General features: G+C 43.8%; 13 protein-coding genes. 12 read left to right on the top strand and 1 reads right to left on the bottom strand.

What is annotated here, in order from left to right:
• Positions 1–7: 7 nt before the first annotated feature.
• The 5 genes from KOL94_RS11445 (at position 8) to KOL94_RS11425 (ending at position 5,767) form a co-directional block, all read left to right on the top strand.
• Positions 8–1,159, top strand: coding sequence for a thiolase family protein (locus KOL94_RS11445; protein ID WP_221566555.1), 1,152 nt, complete (start codon positions 8–10; stop codon positions 1,157–1,159).
• 93 nt (positions 1,160–1,252) lie between these two features.
• Positions 1,253–2,020: an enoyl-CoA hydratase gene (locus KOL94_RS11440; protein ID WP_221566554.1), complete on the top strand. Its 768-nt coding sequence runs from the start codon at positions 1,253–1,255 to the stop codon at positions 2,018–2,020.
• A 203-nt stretch (positions 2,021–2,223) separates the two neighbouring features.
• Positions 2,224–3,660 carry an alanine/glycine:cation symporter family protein gene (locus tag KOL94_RS11435; RefSeq protein ID WP_221566553.1) on the top strand — a complete coding sequence of 479 codons (1,437 nt, stop codon included), beginning with the start codon at positions 2,224–2,226 and terminating at the stop codon, positions 3,658–3,660.
• Between the two features lie 249 nt (positions 3,661–3,909).
• Positions 3,910–4,263 (top strand): hypothetical protein, encoded by a 354-nt coding sequence (locus tag KOL94_RS11430; RefSeq protein WP_221566552.1) that lies wholly within the window; start codon positions 3,910–3,912, stop codon positions 4,261–4,263.
• A 280-nt stretch (positions 4,264–4,543) separates the two neighbouring features.
• The gene (locus KOL94_RS11425) at positions 4,544–5,767 is read left to right on the top strand and encodes an MFS transporter (protein ID WP_221566551.1); all 1,224 of its coding nucleotides are present in this window, start codon (positions 4,544–4,546) and stop codon (positions 5,765–5,767) included.
• Positions 5,768–5,816: 49 nt separating this feature from the next.
• On the opposite strand, the gene safA is transcribed toward KOL94_RS11425, so the two are convergent.
• Positions 5,817–6,440, bottom strand: coding sequence for a SafA/ExsA family spore coat assembly protein (safA, locus tag KOL94_RS11420; RefSeq protein WP_221566550.1), 624 nt, complete (start codon positions 6,438–6,440; stop codon positions 5,817–5,819).
• Positions 6,441–6,625: 185 nt separating this feature from the next.
• On the opposite strand from safA, the gene KOL94_RS11415 reads away from it, so the two are divergent.
• The 7 genes from KOL94_RS11415 to KOL94_RS11385 all read left to right on the top strand — a co-directional run bounded on the left by KOL94_RS11415 (position 6,626) and on the right by KOL94_RS11385 (position 15,487).
• On the top strand, positions 6,626–7,687 hold the full coding sequence (locus KOL94_RS11415) for a sulfite oxidase (RefSeq protein ID WP_221566549.1): 1,062 nt from the start codon (positions 6,626–6,628) through the stop codon (positions 7,685–7,687).
• Positions 7,688–8,180: 493 nt separating this feature from the next.
• The gene (locus KOL94_RS11410; protein ID WP_221566548.1) at positions 8,181–9,575 is read left to right on the top strand and encodes an FAD-binding oxidoreductase; all 1,395 of its coding nucleotides are present in this window, start codon (positions 8,181–8,183) and stop codon (positions 9,573–9,575) included.
• The gene (locus KOL94_RS11405) at positions 9,572–10,561 is read left to right on the top strand and encodes a bile acid:sodium symporter family protein (protein WP_221566547.1); all 990 of its coding nucleotides are present in this window, start codon (positions 9,572–9,574) and stop codon (positions 10,559–10,561) included. The genes KOL94_RS11410 and KOL94_RS11405 overlap by 4 nt, the downstream gene beginning before the upstream one ends.
• Positions 10,562–10,934: 373 nt before the next feature.
• Positions 10,935–12,170, top strand: a complete 1,236-nt coding sequence (locus tag KOL94_RS11400; RefSeq protein WP_221566546.1) for a M20 family metallo-hydrolase — start codon at positions 10,935–10,937, stop codon at positions 12,168–12,170.
• Between the two features lie 18 nt (positions 12,171–12,188).
• Positions 12,189–13,802 (top strand): amidohydrolase, encoded by a 1,614-nt coding sequence (locus KOL94_RS11395; protein WP_221566545.1) that lies wholly within the window; start codon positions 12,189–12,191, stop codon positions 13,800–13,802.
• Complete coding sequence (locus tag KOL94_RS11390) at positions 13,799–14,020, top strand: DUF3311 domain-containing protein (protein ID WP_221566544.1); 222 nt, start codon at positions 13,799–13,801, stop codon at positions 14,018–14,020. Before KOL94_RS11395 ends, KOL94_RS11390 begins: the two co-directional genes overlap by 4 nt.
• Positions 14,021–15,487, top strand: coding sequence for a sodium:solute symporter family protein (locus KOL94_RS11385; protein WP_221566543.1), 1,467 nt, complete (start codon positions 14,021–14,023; stop codon positions 15,485–15,487). It abuts the gene before it with no gap.
• The last annotated feature ends 461 nt before the right edge of the window (positions 15,488–15,948 follow it).

Here is a 15,948-nt window from a genome sequence, read left to right as displayed (position 1 = left end):
AACATACATGAATAGAGAAGTTGTGATTGTGGAAGCAGTTCGTACTGCTGTCGGTAAACGGAAAGGAGCCTTCCGGAACACCCATCCTATTCATTTGGCTGGGGCGGTTTTGGATGAAGTGACGAAAAGAGCGAAAATCGAAAAGCATCTAATTGAAGATATTGTAATGGGATGCGTGACGCCACATTCTGAACAAGGTTTCAATATTGGCCGCCTCGCAGCGCTCGATTCCGGATTTCCTGTGGAAGTACCGTCAGTTCAAATCAACCGCATGTGCGGCTCTGGCCAGCAGGCTTTGCATTTTGCTGCTCAAGAAATTTTAGCTGGGGATATGGACATTACAATTGCCGCTGGTGTCGAGAATATGACGATGGTCCCCATCCTAAGTGATGGCAATGAACGGACAATCCCGAATTCATTGAAAGAAAAATATAATTTTGTTCACCAGGGGGTTTCCGCGGAATTGATCGCTGATAAATATGATATGACCAGAGAGGAACTAGACCGATACGCGTATGAAAGCCACAGAAGGGCCTTACATGCACAAAAGGAAGGACACTTTGAACGTGAAATCCTTACCGTCAATGGTGAAGATCCGGATGGAAATCCAATTTCAGTTTCTATGGATGAAGGACCGCGGAAGGATACGTCCCTTGAAGCTCTTGCAAGTCTTAAACCGGTCTTCAAGCCAGATGGTGTCGTCACTGCTGGGAATGCGAGCCAGATGAGTGATGGGGCTGCGGCTGTGCTTTTAATGGAAAAGAAGAAAGCCGAATCAATGGGGTTGAAACCGCGTGCAAGAATCGTCGAGCGTGTAGTTGTGGGTTCAGACCCGACTCTAATGTTGGATGGCGTTATTCCAGCGACCAGAAAGGTGTTGGATAGAGCCGGGCTTTCAATCAACGATATGGATCGTGTTGAAATCAATGAAGCTTTTGCCCCTGTTGTACTGGCATGGGAAAAAGAAATCGGTGGTTCGCTTGATCGAGTGAATGTAAATGGAGGCGCAATCGCATTAGGACATCCATTAGGTGCCACAGGAGCGAAGCTGATTACAACTTTGCTGCATGAACTCGAACGGATTGACGGGAAATATGGCTTATTAACCATCTGTATCGGACATGGTATGGCAACCGCTGCAATCATCGAGCGGTTATGATTAATTAATAAAAGCTGTTTTCGAAATGTAGAAAAACAATCTAACCGAAACAAGTCAACAGAGAGTATGATGAAAATTGAGAGGAGACCATATATGACCACTACAAGTTCTAGTCAACCGATTCGAATGGAAATCAACGATCAGGTCGCACATATTGAGTTGAACCGCCCGGACGTTTTGAACGCGATGAATGTTGAATTGATTGAGCAATTGATTGAAACGCTTGATTCCATTACTGAAAGCAATGCGAATATTGTCCTTTTGTCTGGCGCAGGGCCGGGGTTTTCTTCCGGAGGAGATATCACTTCGATGACTGAAGATATTTCGGAAACCCGTTTCAATGAAATCATGAATCAGGTAAAAGAAATGATTTTGAAGCTATATACGTTGCCTAAAATCGTCATCTCGGCTGTTCATGGTCCAGCAGCAGGCCTCGGGTTCAGTCTTGCCCTTTCGTCTGATTATATTGTCGCTTCAGAGGACTCGAGTTTTGGTTTGAATTTTATCAAAGTGGGACTTGTCGCTGATGGAGGATGTCATTATCTTTTAAAAAACAAGCTTGGTGACCAAAAGGCGAAGCAAGCGATATGGAACGGTCAGACGTTCAACGCAGAGGAAGCGTTTCAACTCGGGTTGATCGACAAAGTCGTCAGCGATCAACCATTTTCACATGCTGAAGAAATTGCAAAACAATTTTTGAACCAGCCGATTGAAGCATTGATCGAGACAAAATTGATCTTAAATTCACTGAATCTGCCGGAACTAACGAACACAATGGAATTGGAAAATGAGGCTCAAGGTAAAATGAGGAAGACATCGGAACATCAAAGGCGCATCAAGGCTTTTTTGAATCGCCATTAATGAGTTGGAACAAAAAGAGGCTGTCCAAAAAGACCTATTGGACAACCTTTTTTCAATTAGGTAGTTATTCCTTACATGAAAAAGGGTATTGCCAAAATATAGCATGCGTTTTCGTATTACCAACAGCATCCAATGACAGGCTGTATCGTGTGTAATACAATAGGGACAGTATGCGTAAAATTTATACATAAGAGGTGATACGTTTGTCTTGGTTAGAAACCATCATCGGATGGGGAAATGATATTTTATGGACATATATTTTGATTGGACTATTACTCATTCTTGGTATTTATTTCTCCATCCGTACTAAATTTGTACAATTCACCATGATCAAGGACATGGTCAAGCTTTTAGGGGAAGGTGCAACCCTTTCAAAGGATAAGAAGAAACGGGGTGTATCTTCCTTCCAGGCTTTCAGTATCAGTACTGCGTCTCGTGTTGGTACTGGTAACCTGGCTGGTGTAGCGTTAGCGATTTCCTTGGGCGGTCCTGGCGCGGTATTCTGGATGTGGGTAATCGCTTTGATTGGGGCTGCGACTGCTTTTGTAGAAAGTACGCTTGCCCAAATCTATAAAGTGAAAGACGACTTTGGTTTCAGGGGCGGACCTGCATACTATATGGAAAAAGGTCTTAACAAACGATGGATGGGCGTCCTGTTTGCGGTCCTCATCACATTTACTTTCGGATTGGTATTCAACTCCGTTCAAGCGAACACGATTTCATTAGCGTTTGAAAATTCCTTCGGCCTTAGCAGGGTTGTGATCGGAATTACGCTGAGTACAATCGTTGCCATCATCATTTTTGGCGGAATCAAGCGGATTGCACGTGTTGCAGAAGCGATCGTACCTGTGATGGCGATCCTGTACTTACTCTTAGCTCTTTATGTTTTAATTGTGAACATAACGGAACTTCCATCAGTAGTTGCCTTGATTGTAAAAAGTGCATTCGGTTTGGAGGAAGCGATCGGTGGCGGACTTGGTGCAGCACTGATGAATGGTATCAAACGCGGGTTGTTCTCGAATGAAGCCGGTATGGGTAGTGCGCCGAACGCAGCAGCTACTGCAAACGTATCACACCCTGCCAAACAAGGTTTGATCCAAACGTTGAGTGTATTCACTGATACGTTGCTGATCTGTACGGCAACAGCGATGATGATCATTCTTTCTGGTCAATATACGGGTTCAGAAGATGGTATCCAGCTCACCCAACAAGCTTTGACCTACCATGTCGGTGATTGGGCTTCGTTCTTGGTGGCAGTCTTCATCTTCCTGTTTGCGTTCAGTTCAGTCGTAGGGAACTATTATTATGGTGAAACGAACCTCGAATTTATCAATCCTGAGAAAAAAGGATGGATTTTCATTTACCGATTGGCAGTCGTAGGGATGGTCATGTTCGGTTCTGTAGCACAGCTAGCAATTGTCTGGAGCCTGGCTGATCTATTCATGGCTACGATGGCGCTCGTCAACTTGATAGCCATTGCCATGCTCGGGAAAATTGCGTTCCATGCCTTACAGGATTATGTTACACAAAAACGTACCGGAAAGAACCCAATTTTCAACCCGAGGACAATCGGATTGAAGAATACTGAGATCTGGGACGAAGAACGTGAATATCACGAAAATATGGAAAAAGAGCAATGATAAGTCTAATCAGATAGCTGGCCGACAACGGTTCGGCCGGCTTTTCCGTTTTGGAACATGAGAGGATAATTCGAAAGATTGGGGCCGTATTCCGGCCGATATCTTGGATAATCCGGCAGCTTTTCGTAATAATCCGGCCATTTATAATGGGAATCCGGCCGAACAGTTCTTTTGTACTACTCAAGCACCCGCCAAATCATAAGAATGATTATAGAAAGATCATTCGTGGTGCGAACGGAGGGGACAGCAATGAAAAACAAAGCACAACAAGTCAGGATTATTCAGTACATGGAGACTTTCAATGATAACCGCGATTATATAACATGCCATCATATTAGCAGAGAAATGCTGATGGAAGGGGATAACAAGATACTTGCAAAATGCCTTGCTACACTTTCTGCGCTTATGGAACAGGCAGATAAAAAGAAGTGGGCAGGGTATAACAAGCTCCATAAAACCTTCCTGAAACAATTAGATGAAATCGATGACTTTCCATTTGATGAAGAAGATCTGAAGATGCAATTACAGCATTTGGATGAACAAGTCAATTATAATCCTGAGCAACCTGTTAAGCCGATCCAGTTGACGATCACAGACAGTTGAGGTTCTTACAGTAAAAGAGTACAACAATCTTATAACTTCGGAGGCCTAACACCTTACGAAAAAAAACATTTATATTTAGATGAACTGCAGGGCTGACCCAAAAGAAGAAGGGTCAGCCTTTTGTTTACACTTAAAGAAAGTAAAATACTTTCTTAAGTATCAGCGCAACTAAGGCTCAGCCTGCGCCAAGGCTCGTCTTTGCCAAGTTTTCTTTACCAATCACCGTTAAAAAGTGGTATGCTAATACCCATATGGATAATAGAGGAAAGAAGGAAAACATATGGCGGTCGAGACAGCGAAGACTTCTGTACAAAAACCTGCAGCGACGGTTTATTCAATACTATTCATGATCAGCTTTGTCCACTTGTTGAATGATTCGATGCAAGCAGTCATTCCAGCAATTTTTCCTATATTGGAGCGTTCTATGGGGCTTTCATTCACACAGTTAGGATGGATTGCTTTTACACTGAATATGACATCATCAGTGATGCAGCCAGTGGTCGGATGGTATACAGACCGTTCGACTTCTCCATATCTGTTGCCCTTGGGGATGGGTGCGAGCTTAGCTGGTATGCTCGGAATTGCATTTGCAGATTCATTTGCATTCATCATTTTATCTGTTATCGGAATCGGTCTTGGTTCAGCGGTTTTCCACCCAGAAGGTTCACGGGTTGCTTATATGGCAGCAGGAAACAGAAGAGGACTTGCGCAATCGATCTATCAAGTGGGAGGGAATACAGGGACTTCTCTCGCACCAATTATGACAGCCCTTGTCTTTGTACCACTTGGACAATTCGGTGCGGTATGGTTCACTTCGTTTGCGGCAGTTGCAATTTTCGTCTTGTTTTATGTATCTGGATGGTACAGCAAACAGTTGGTGAATTTTCCTAGAGTGTCAAAAACCAAACAAAAGAAAAACATCCATGTTAAACGGAAAAAGAAAGTCGTTTTCGCGATGATCATCTTGATATTCCTTGTATTTGCCCGTTCATGGTATTTTTCTGGAATCGGAAACTATTATCAATTTTATTTGATTGATGATTATGGATTGTCGATCAGGCAAGCGCAAATCTATCTGTTCATTTTCTTGGCAGCAGGAGTCCTGGGAACCTTTTTGGGAGGTCCATTAGCTGATAGGCTTGGAAAGCGGAACATGATTTTCTGGTCATTGGCAGGGACTGCACCTCTTGCTCTAATATTGCCGCACGTGGGATTGATTTTGGTTATTCCACTTTTCTTTTTGATCGGGTTCATCCTCAATACGAGTTTTTCCGTAACGGTTGTCTATGCACAGGAACTTGTGCCAGGACGGATCGGGATGGTTTCAGGACTTATCGTCGGACTCGCTTTTGGCATGGGGGCTTTAGGATCTGTGTTGCTTGGTAAAATGGCTGATTTAACGAGCATCTCTTTTACGATGTTTGCGATCAGCTTCTTGCCATTGCTCGGATTGTTCACGATGCTGCTTCCTAAAGATGAAACGTTGGAAAAATGGGCTGAGTAAGCCAATGAGAATATGTAAAAAAGCCACCTATGAGCAGGTGGCTTTTTCCTTAACGAGTGATGAACATTTGGGTCCAGTAATGGCCGTAGCTTCCTCCTTTTGTATATCCGACCCCGATTTCCTTGTAGTTGCTTGAAAGTATGTTTTTACGATGACCATCGCTGTTCATCCACGCATTCATGACTGCTTGTGCAGTCGTTTGTCCTGCTGCGATATTTTCACCTGCTGTTCGATAGGAGATACCGAAGTCTCTCATCATTTGAAAAGGACTTCCGTAAGTTGGAGATGTATGACTGAAATAATTTTTCTGGAGCATATCCTTTGATTTGTATCTAGCGACACGTGCCAATTCCCAATTCGCTTTTAACGGGTGTAGACCATGTTTGGCTCTCTCTTGGTTGACGAGATCGACAACCTGAGCTTCAACAGATTTTACCCCATTGATCGTAGGGATGTTCAACCGTTGTCCCGGATAAATCAAATTAGGATTTTTGATGTGTGTATTCGCGTTGATGGCTTCAGAAACTCCAATCTTATAACGCATTGCGATTTTCCACATTGTATCTCCATATTGAACAGTGTGCGAAGTAGCAGCAGATGCTTCGTGATTAAATCCCGTGACTAGAGTGATAGACAACAAAAGAGTGAGGCAAATCTTCGTAATCGCTTTCATAATAAAAGTATTACAAATCCTAGTAAACAATGAAACCGGTAAATTATTCCTAAGATTAACAGAATAGTAGACAATTTACTCTCGTTATTGATGATCATCCCAATGTTTTATGAATAATGATTGGGGAAAAGTCCTGAAAATGACGCGTAACATTTACTAAATGCCGATTTCTGAAGGAGGAAAAGATGCGTTCCCCAATGATAAGACCTTACTTGACGACTCGTAGTTTGACGCCTGAGAACCAGGAAACGCCGATCAATTTTATAGACGGAGGACCTGTCGATATTCAGTTGTTCTATAGAAGGAATCACTTTTCGTATCCAGGAATGACAAATGTGAACTACTGGTTACCGGTTAATGGGCTTGTTGCTAACCCAAAATGGTTTTCACTTCAAGACCTGAGGGGGATGCCATCTAAAACGCTTAAAGTTGTGCTTGAGTGTGCTGGGAACAAACGAAGTCTTTTTGAGCCGAAAACCCCAGGTGAACAGTGGGGCAAAGGTGCGGTCAGCCAGGGATATTGGAAGGGGGTACCTTTAAGGCTCCTTTTGGAACAGGCAGGGGTGATGGGGAGTGCAAAAGAGATCGTTGTGCAGGGGCACGATTTCGGTAAAAGAACAGATACCGATTCACTTTATTCTTATAAAAGGAGCTTGCCAATCGAAAAAGCGCTCCATCCTGACACCATTGTTGCCTATGAATATAATGGTGAACCCCTTCCAGTTAAACATGGTTCCCCTTTAAGATTGATCGTCCCACAGTGGTATGCAATGGCTTCAGTAAAATGGATCAAGCAAATCCGGGTGATTGATTCCAGTTTTGAGGGTCCGTTCCAGTCCACTGATTATGTTTATTATCCGAATAAGGAAAATGACGAAGGTGCCTATCCGGTAACAACTATGAATGTGAATGCGACAATTCAGCAACCGTTGGATATGGATGTAAAGAATACCGGAAAGCACATGATTAAAGGCATTGCATGGTCTGGTGAGGGACAGATCACCAAAGTCGAAATCAGTACAGACGGGGGTCAAACATGGGCAGAAGCTGATCTGATCAAAGAATCGGATGTTGGCTATGGTTGGACCAATTGGGCTTATGAGTGGCATGTCGCTAAAAAAGGTGAATTTACGATATTGGCAAAAGCGACCGACTTCCAAAATCGGACGCAACCCGTCACGCCTTTTTGGAACCGGAAAGGCTACGGCTATAATGCAATTGAAAAAATCACTGTGAAAATCGAATGAAAAATAACGGCAGTGCGTAATTCCGAGCGAAGGAATTACGCTTTTTATTGGGTTTTCACTACCGCGGTCTGCATTACTAGAATGAAAAAATTGTGCTATTTCTTCGATTATTAACCGACATCATGAAATGCTTTTATTTGTTCGGACAGAGTTATGCTAGTTTGGCCTATTCCTGTCCGAAGATGCCCGAGTTCGCACAGCCTTTCGCTTTTTCCTCTTGCTCCTGTCCCAATTAGCGATGTATTGAGACAGCCTTTCGTTTTTTCCTTTGGCTCCTTGTCCGAACATAGTCCAACTTCGGACAGAACATTGCTTGTTTTTCCTTCTACGGCTTCCCGAATATAACCTACTTCCAAGTTATCCCGGTTGAAATATTCTGAGTATTATGTATAATTCGATTCAATAGTTTTTTCCTAAAAGTTAAACCGTTGGCGCTAAAACAATAACACTAGTGCCAATACGTAAAATCATTAATGAACGGGGAGAGATACATATGAATGCTACGATCACAACGATTTATGAGGAACTTCGAGGATTTTTGGATGATCATCAGGTTTCTACGAATGAAACGATACTTGAGCAGCACAGTAAGGATGAATCCTATCATACACCGAGTCTACCGGACATTGTCGTCTTTCCAGAAACGAGCGACCAAGTAAGTGCAGTCGTCAAGGTGGCGGGCAAGTATAACAAACCAATTGTTCCGTTTGGAATCGGATCGAGTTTGGAAGGTCATGTGATTCCTTATGATAAAGGAATCTCAATCGATTTTTCCTTGATGAATAAAGTGCTTGAAGTAAGAGAGAAGGATTTCCTCGTCAAAGTACAACCTGGTGTCACACGGAACCAGCTCAATAAAGAACTGAAAAAATACGGTCTGTTTTTTACGGTCGATCCTGGTGCAGATGCTACACTCGGCGGTATGGCAGCGACAAATGCAAGTGGTACGACATCAGTAAAATATGGGGTCATGCGTGATCAAGTGCGTAGTTTAGAAGTCGTTTTACCTGATGGAGAAATCATGCATACTGGTAATCTAGCACAAAAATCGTCGTCCGGATATAATTTGAACAGTCTCTTTGTCGGTTCAGAAGGTACGCTAGGCTGTATTACCGAGTTGACGTTACGAGTGTATGGAATACCTGAGCATATTGCTGCGGCCAGAGCAGCGTTTCCAACAGTAGATGATGCTGTTGAAGCGGTCGTCTCCATCTTACAAGCAGGGATTCCGATTGCACGTGTTGAGCTTGTCGATGAGCATTCCATCACCCAAGTGAATCGCTTCAGTGAAACGGATTATAAAGAAAAACCTACTTTGTTTTTAGAATTCCACGGTAACGAGCAGGGTCTCAATCATGATATCGAATTTACAAAAGAGATCGTGGAAGATCATGGATGTGAGGAGGTTTATTTTGAAGAGGATAATGCAGCCCGAAATAAGCTGTGGGAAGCTCGTCACAATCTTGCTTATGCTTATATGCACTTGAATCCTGGGAAAAAACACATGGTCACAGATGTCTGTGTTCCAATCACTGAGCTGGCAGGTGCGATCAAATTCGCCCGAAAACGGATTGAAGAGCTTGGTCTTCTTGGTGGAATCCTCGGTCATGTCGGTGATGGGAATTATCATACATCTTTGATGATCGATATGGATGAGCCTGAAGAGATGAAAAGAGCTGCGCAGTTCAATGAGGAAATTGTTGAATACGCATTAGAACGTGGCGGTACCTGTACAGGTGAACATGGCGTCGGGATCGGTAAAATGAAGTACCAGCAACGTGAGCATGGGAAAGCGTTCAGTGTCATGGAAAAGATTAAATTAGCGTTGGATCCTAATGAAATCATGAATCCGAATAAACTTGTGCATACGAAGAGGAGGAGTCTATGAAACTACTAGAATCGATCAGCAATCTTGCAGGTAAATATTTTGCAGCTTGGGTCATTGCCGTTGCACTAATCGCTTATTTTCTACCGGATCCATTCTTGGGGTTAGGGAATTATATCACGATCTTGTTAGGGGTTGTGATGTTCGGAATGGGATTAACATTGAAACCGGTTGATTTCAAACTGGTTCTTAAAAAGCCGGTTCCGGTCATTATTGGGGTGGCGGCACAATTCATCCTTATGCCCCTTATCGCCTTAGCGCTTGCATTTGTCATGAATTTACCGGCGGAATTAGCAGCAGGACTGGTGTTGCTTGGCTCGGTTCCAGGCGGGACAGCTTCGAACGTGATGGTTTATTTGGCAAAAGGGAATCTCGCTTTGTCAGTTGCGATGACGTCATTGTCTACCATGCTGGCTCCGATTTTAACCCCAATAATCCTGCTGGCACTCGCAGGCCAGTGGTTACCGGTCGATCCAGTGGCTATGTTCGTATCGATTGTCCAAGTGATCATTATACCGATTACGCTAGGGATCATCATAAGAAGGTTCTTTCCAACCGGTGTTCAAAAAAGTGCATCTGTTATTCCATTGATTTCGGTTATCGCAATCATCGTCATTGTTTCTGCTGTTGTTTCGATGAATGTCGAAAGTATCGCTACTTCTGGACTCTTGATCTTTACAGCTGTGATGATTCATAATTTGCTAGGGTTGACGCTCGGGTATATGACAGCACGGACGATGAGGTTGGATGAAAGTAAAAGAAGAGCGATTTCAATTGAGGTAGGGATGCAGAACTCAGGGCTTGGGGTTGCCCTGGCGACGGCGCACTTTGGTCCGCTCGCTGCACTGCCTAATGTCATCGCTGCGGTTTGGCACAATATCTCAGGACCGATCCTCGCCACCTACTGGTCTAAGAAACCAGTTGAGCAGGATACGGGAATAGATTCTACTACTGGACTTAAAAAACGCGTCCAAAACACTGGAAGTTGACATCAATTGGGAGGGGGATACGTTTGGATGTCCCTTTCTTAACATTCAAAAATAAGGACAACTATGGCCTAGCCGCGTTTAAACTTTGCTTTGCCCAATTTTTCTTTATCACGACAGAAATCAAGATGCTCATGACAAAACTGAAAATAATCACGACATTCACTGAATAAAGAGAATCCAGTAGCACTCACCGATTCCTTTTTACTATAAATGAATCGTTGTTTAAGAGTTTCTTCATGCGAAGAAACTCTTATTTTATGTTTTTATACAAAAGTATCATAGCGATTCGAAAACAGGTCAGGTATGATAAATTAATATAATGAAAATTCAGTATATTTGTCGATAGTCAAACTATCTCAAGGGGTGAGAGGATATGTCGATTAATCGTGGACGTTTACAGAAGCATCTCAACCAGCTGGCTGAAATAGGGAAAATTGGTGAGACAGGTGTATGTCGCCTGGCTCATTCCAAGGAAGACAGACAAGCTGCTGACGTTGTCCGACAATGGATGGAAGAAGCCGGATTGACGACTAGAATTGATGGATTCGGTAACTTGATCGGCCGTCTGGAAGGACAGGATAAGAACAAACCGATTTTGATATTGGGCTCTCATATTGATTCTCAGCCGTATGGCGGCCGTTTTGATGGTACTGCTGGTTCGCTCGGTGCAATTGAAGTCGTACATACGATGAAAGATAACGGGATTGTCCCTGAGCGTACCATTGAGGTTATTTGTTTTTCCGATGAAGAGGGGTGTCGGTTCAACAAAGGTGTCTTTGGCGTTCGGGCATTGACCGGACTATTGGAGGAAGGCGAGCTTGAACGGAAAGATCAGGACGGTATGACTAGACGGGAAGCGTTGAATGAATTCGGTGTCGAACCTGATCTATCCACAAGCCCAGTTTATAAGAAGGGGGAGATTGAGGCTTTCATCGAACTGCATATCGAGCAAGGGCCTGTTCTCGAAGCACAAGGGAAACCAGTTGGCATCGTCTCCGGGATCTCTGGTCCGATTTGGTTGACGGTGACACTTGAAGGGTTTGCCGGCCATGCTGGATCTGTGCCTATGAATTTAAGGCAAGATGCGCTAGTCGGTGCTTCTGAAATCATCCGTCAATTCAACGACCTGGTCAGAAGGGAAGGCACGGAGACAACAGTCGGGACTGTCGGAAATTTGAACGTTTTCCCGAATTCGAGAAATATCATTCCGGAAAAAGTGGCGTTTACGATCGATCTTCGTGACATTAATCTTGAAAGGCGTACGAAACTTGAAGATCAACTCTATCAAATCATTGAAAAAACAGCGTCCGAGAAAAACCTGAAAGTTGAAATTAACGAAGATACTAGAAGTGACCCAAGATATTGTGCTGATTGGATAAAAAAGATCATGACAGAGGAAGATGCCAAACTTGGATTTAACTCACCTATGTTGATGAGTGGTCCGTTCCATGATGCGTTATTCATGTCCTATATCAGTGATTATGGGATGATTTTTGTCAGGTGTAAAAAGGGCATCAGCCACAACCCATTAGAGTTCGCAGAAATCGATGACATTGAAAAAGGAGTCAATTTGTTGTATCAGACAGCTTTACGTATTTCACAGTCCTAACGTTCAGGGAGTGATTATTTGAAAGCGACCAAAGCATTTTTTAATGGTGAAGTGATTACGGTAGATGCTCAATTTTCTGTGCATGAAGCGGTGGCGGTATATGAAAACCATATCCTCTCTGTTGGTACAAATGAGAAGATCCTGGCGATCACAGATGAGGACACGGAAATCATTGACCTGGGAGGGCGGAGCCTGTTGCCTGGTTTCATCGATGCTCACGCCCATCTTGAACTTTATGGCACCAACAGATTAGGTGTGAATGGAAAAGATGTGAAGGATATAAAGGAGCTCCAGACCCGACTGAAGAATGCAGCCGAATCGACTCCGAGTGGGGAATGGATACGCGGTTGGGGATATAATCAGAACAATTTGGCCGAAGGGAGACATCTAACGCGCTGGGATCTTGATGAGGTTTCTACTGAAAATCCGATTATTGTTGTAAGAACATGCGGCCATATCTCGTGCGTAAATTCTAAAGCCCTTGAGCTGGCTGGTATTGATGCTGTATTGGAAGATCCTCCAGGCGGGAAATATGTCAGGGAAGACGGGGAATTGACTGGACTGCTGTTAGAAGCAGCTCACATGGAAATGTTCCTTTTGGCCAACTACTCGGAAACGGAAATTCTGAAGGGATTAGAACTTGCCTCTCAAGACTATCTGGCAGCTGGGATAACAAGCATTCATGATGCGGGTGGGTACGGACCGGATCATATCCGCCATCTTCAGAATGCAGTTCAATTGAAAAAAGTGAAGCAGCGTGTCTATGCGCTGTATGGTTCACTAAAAGACTCCCCGGATATGGTCGAAAAAGGGCTGGCAAGTGGTATGGTGACAGGTCTTGGTGACGAGTGGTTCAAGATCGGTCCAGCGAAAGTTTTCATAGACGGAAGCAGCAGCGGTCCGACTGCGAAAACACGTGAACCTTATACAAGTGATCCTGAAGATTCTGGGATTCTATATCTTAACCAACATGATTTAGATACCATTTTAGGAAAAGCGAACGAAAAGGGCTGGCAAATCACCGCCCATGCAATCGGAGATCAAGCAGTGGAAATGATGGTTGAAGCGATCGATACTTCACTTGAAAATCATCCCCACTCTGACCACAGGCACAGAATTGAACATGCAGGAATGACACCTCCAGATCTAGTGGAAAAGATGAAAGCTTTAGAAATTGTGCCGATTCCGAATCCTGCGTTCGTATATGAATTCGGGGATGGTTATATCAATGATTATGGTGAACGCGTCCATACGATGTTTCCACTAAAAAGCTTTGTCGAGAACAAAATACCGTTTGCAATCGGGTCTGATAGTCCGATTACGACCTACAATCCGCTATATGGTATACATGCAGCTGTCAATCGCCAAAGTAAAACCGGTAATCCAGTCGGTGATACCGAGAAGATAACTGTACAAGAAGCGATAAAAGCCTATACGTGGTATGGCGCATTCGCCAGTTATGAAGATCATATTAAAGGCAGTATCGAAGTAGGGAAGCTGGCTGACTTTGTCGTTCTTGATGAATCCATATTGGAATGTGAAGCAGGCCGATTGAAAGATTTGAATGTGGACATGACAGTGCTTGATGGAGAAATTCTTGTTTATAAATCACCGAAGGAGGCTGTTCGATGACGAAAAGGAAGTTTACTACGATCTATTGTCTTTCTCTACTAGTTCCTTTGCTCTTATTGCTTTTTCCGTTGTTTTCATTAGGAAACCGGGCGAAGCCAATGGTGATGGGCCTTCCTTTCTCCGTGTTTTGGGTGATTATGTGGATCCTCATCGCTTTCTTGATTGTACTAGCTTTATATAGGATCGATCCAGATAAAGATGAAAAGGGGGGGAACTAGATGGCAGACTGGCAAATTGCAATGATCATGATGATCGGTTACTTGTTCGTAGCTCTGGTGATCGGTGTGATGGCTGGAAGAGGTCAAGACAAAGGTTCATTGGATGAGTTTGCAGTAGCAGGAGGCAAACTCGGCCTCATCGTCATGTGGTTCCTGATGGGAGGCGCGGTTTTCAGTGCCTTTTCATTTCTGGGCGCTCCAGGCTGGGCATATTCCAAGGGTGCTCCTGCCCTTTATATTCTGACTTATACAGCATTCGCTATCCTTCCGTGGTATATCATCGGTCCGAAAATAGGAAAGATCGGAAGGAAATATAATATTTATACCGTTTCTGGTTTCTTGAAAAAAAGATACGGGGGCAGATTGCTTCCGATTTTGATTGGTTTGATTGCCTTGCTCGCTTCGATCCAGTATCTAGCGACCCAGATGAAAGGGATGGCTTATATTTTCAACATCATGACGGAAGGCCGAATCCCTTTTTGGCTTGGAGCTTTATTGTCCTATGGAATTGTTGTTGTCTATGTGGCAACCGGTGGGCTAAGGGCTGCCGCCTGGTCAGATGTTTTCCAGGGGCTGTTGATGATCATCATTTCATGGGTGGTCGGACTTGCTATCGTCAGACAACTGCACAGCAGTGTTTCAGGAATGTTTTCGAATATCAATGAATCGAATCCTGGTTTTCTTGAAATCGGAAATGTGGGTTCCACTATGTCACCTATGGCCTATACGACGACAATCCTCGTTTCTTTGATCGGCTTTTTAATGTGGCCGCATCTCTTTTCGAAATCCTATGCTTCAAACGCTCGTACAATCAAGAAAACGGTTTTGATCTATCCGGTATTTGCATTGTTTCTGATTCCGCTTCTGTTGGTTGGCTTTGCGGCTGTCAATATAGTCAATCCATCTGAATTGGGATCACCTGATGAAATCCTTCCTTATTTAATTACAACAGTCCTTAGTCTACCGGGCTGGGTTTATGGACTTGTCGGTGCCGGCGCTTTGGCTGCTGCCATGTCAACGGCTGATGCGATCACGCACAGTGCTTCTCTTGAGTTTACAGACGGAGTCATCAAGAACGTGAAAAAGGATATATCAGATAAAAGTACGTTGCTGATCATGCGAACCGGGGTCTTCGTCATCGGAGCACTGGCATACTTCATCACTGTATTTGGAGGACAAGGACTGATCGCATTGCTTCTAGGAGCGTATGGATCCATCGTCCAATTTGCTCCAGGTGTGTACGGGGCGTTGTATTCCAAACGTGCCACAGCACCAGCCATCATTACTGGTTTGATCGTAGGTACCGTCGTCAACTATTATTATCAGCTTGTAGCGCCGACAACACCATTGGATATCCATGCTGGAATACTAGGTTTGATTTGTAATGTCGTCATCGTCATCGTCGTCAGTGCACTCACGCAGGTAAAAGACGTGAAGATAGCTGCTGACTATAGGAATATAGGTTGACAGATTAATAAACTATTTAATTGTAAACCTTTGTTAAACAGTAATGTTGATTTTTACAGGAAATTTTCTAAAACGAAATTCGTGAACTCCGCGGGAAAAGCGAGCCAGGCGAGACCTCACAGCGAGGATGCAGAAAGGTGATGTTTAGCTCAGCGACCAATCATTGGATCACTTCAAGCTTCCTGCGGCGGCAACACATTAATTCATGTTGAAGGTTTACCCACACAGAACCGAACTTTGATTGGCTCGAGCCTCGTCGTCAGTCTTCCGGTGACCTACGTGACTAAAGGGCACTTCCGCTTTTCTTCAGCCCACGGAAAGGGAGTGAAAATTTCGCATATATCAACATTGAAGTTTAACAGAGCCTGTTGTAAGAAAGGATCCCCCTTAGACGCAGGGATTTCCAATGAAATCCCTGCGTTTTTCTTATGAAAAAGGAAAACCCTAGGCTAGTCAGAACC

This window comes from Alkalihalobacillus sp. TS-13 (assembly GCF_019720915.1).
Taxonomy (GTDB): domain Bacteria; phylum Bacillota; class Bacilli; order Bacillales; family Fictibacillaceae; genus Pseudalkalibacillus.
This window is presented reverse-complemented; position numbering and strand designations above follow the sequence as displayed.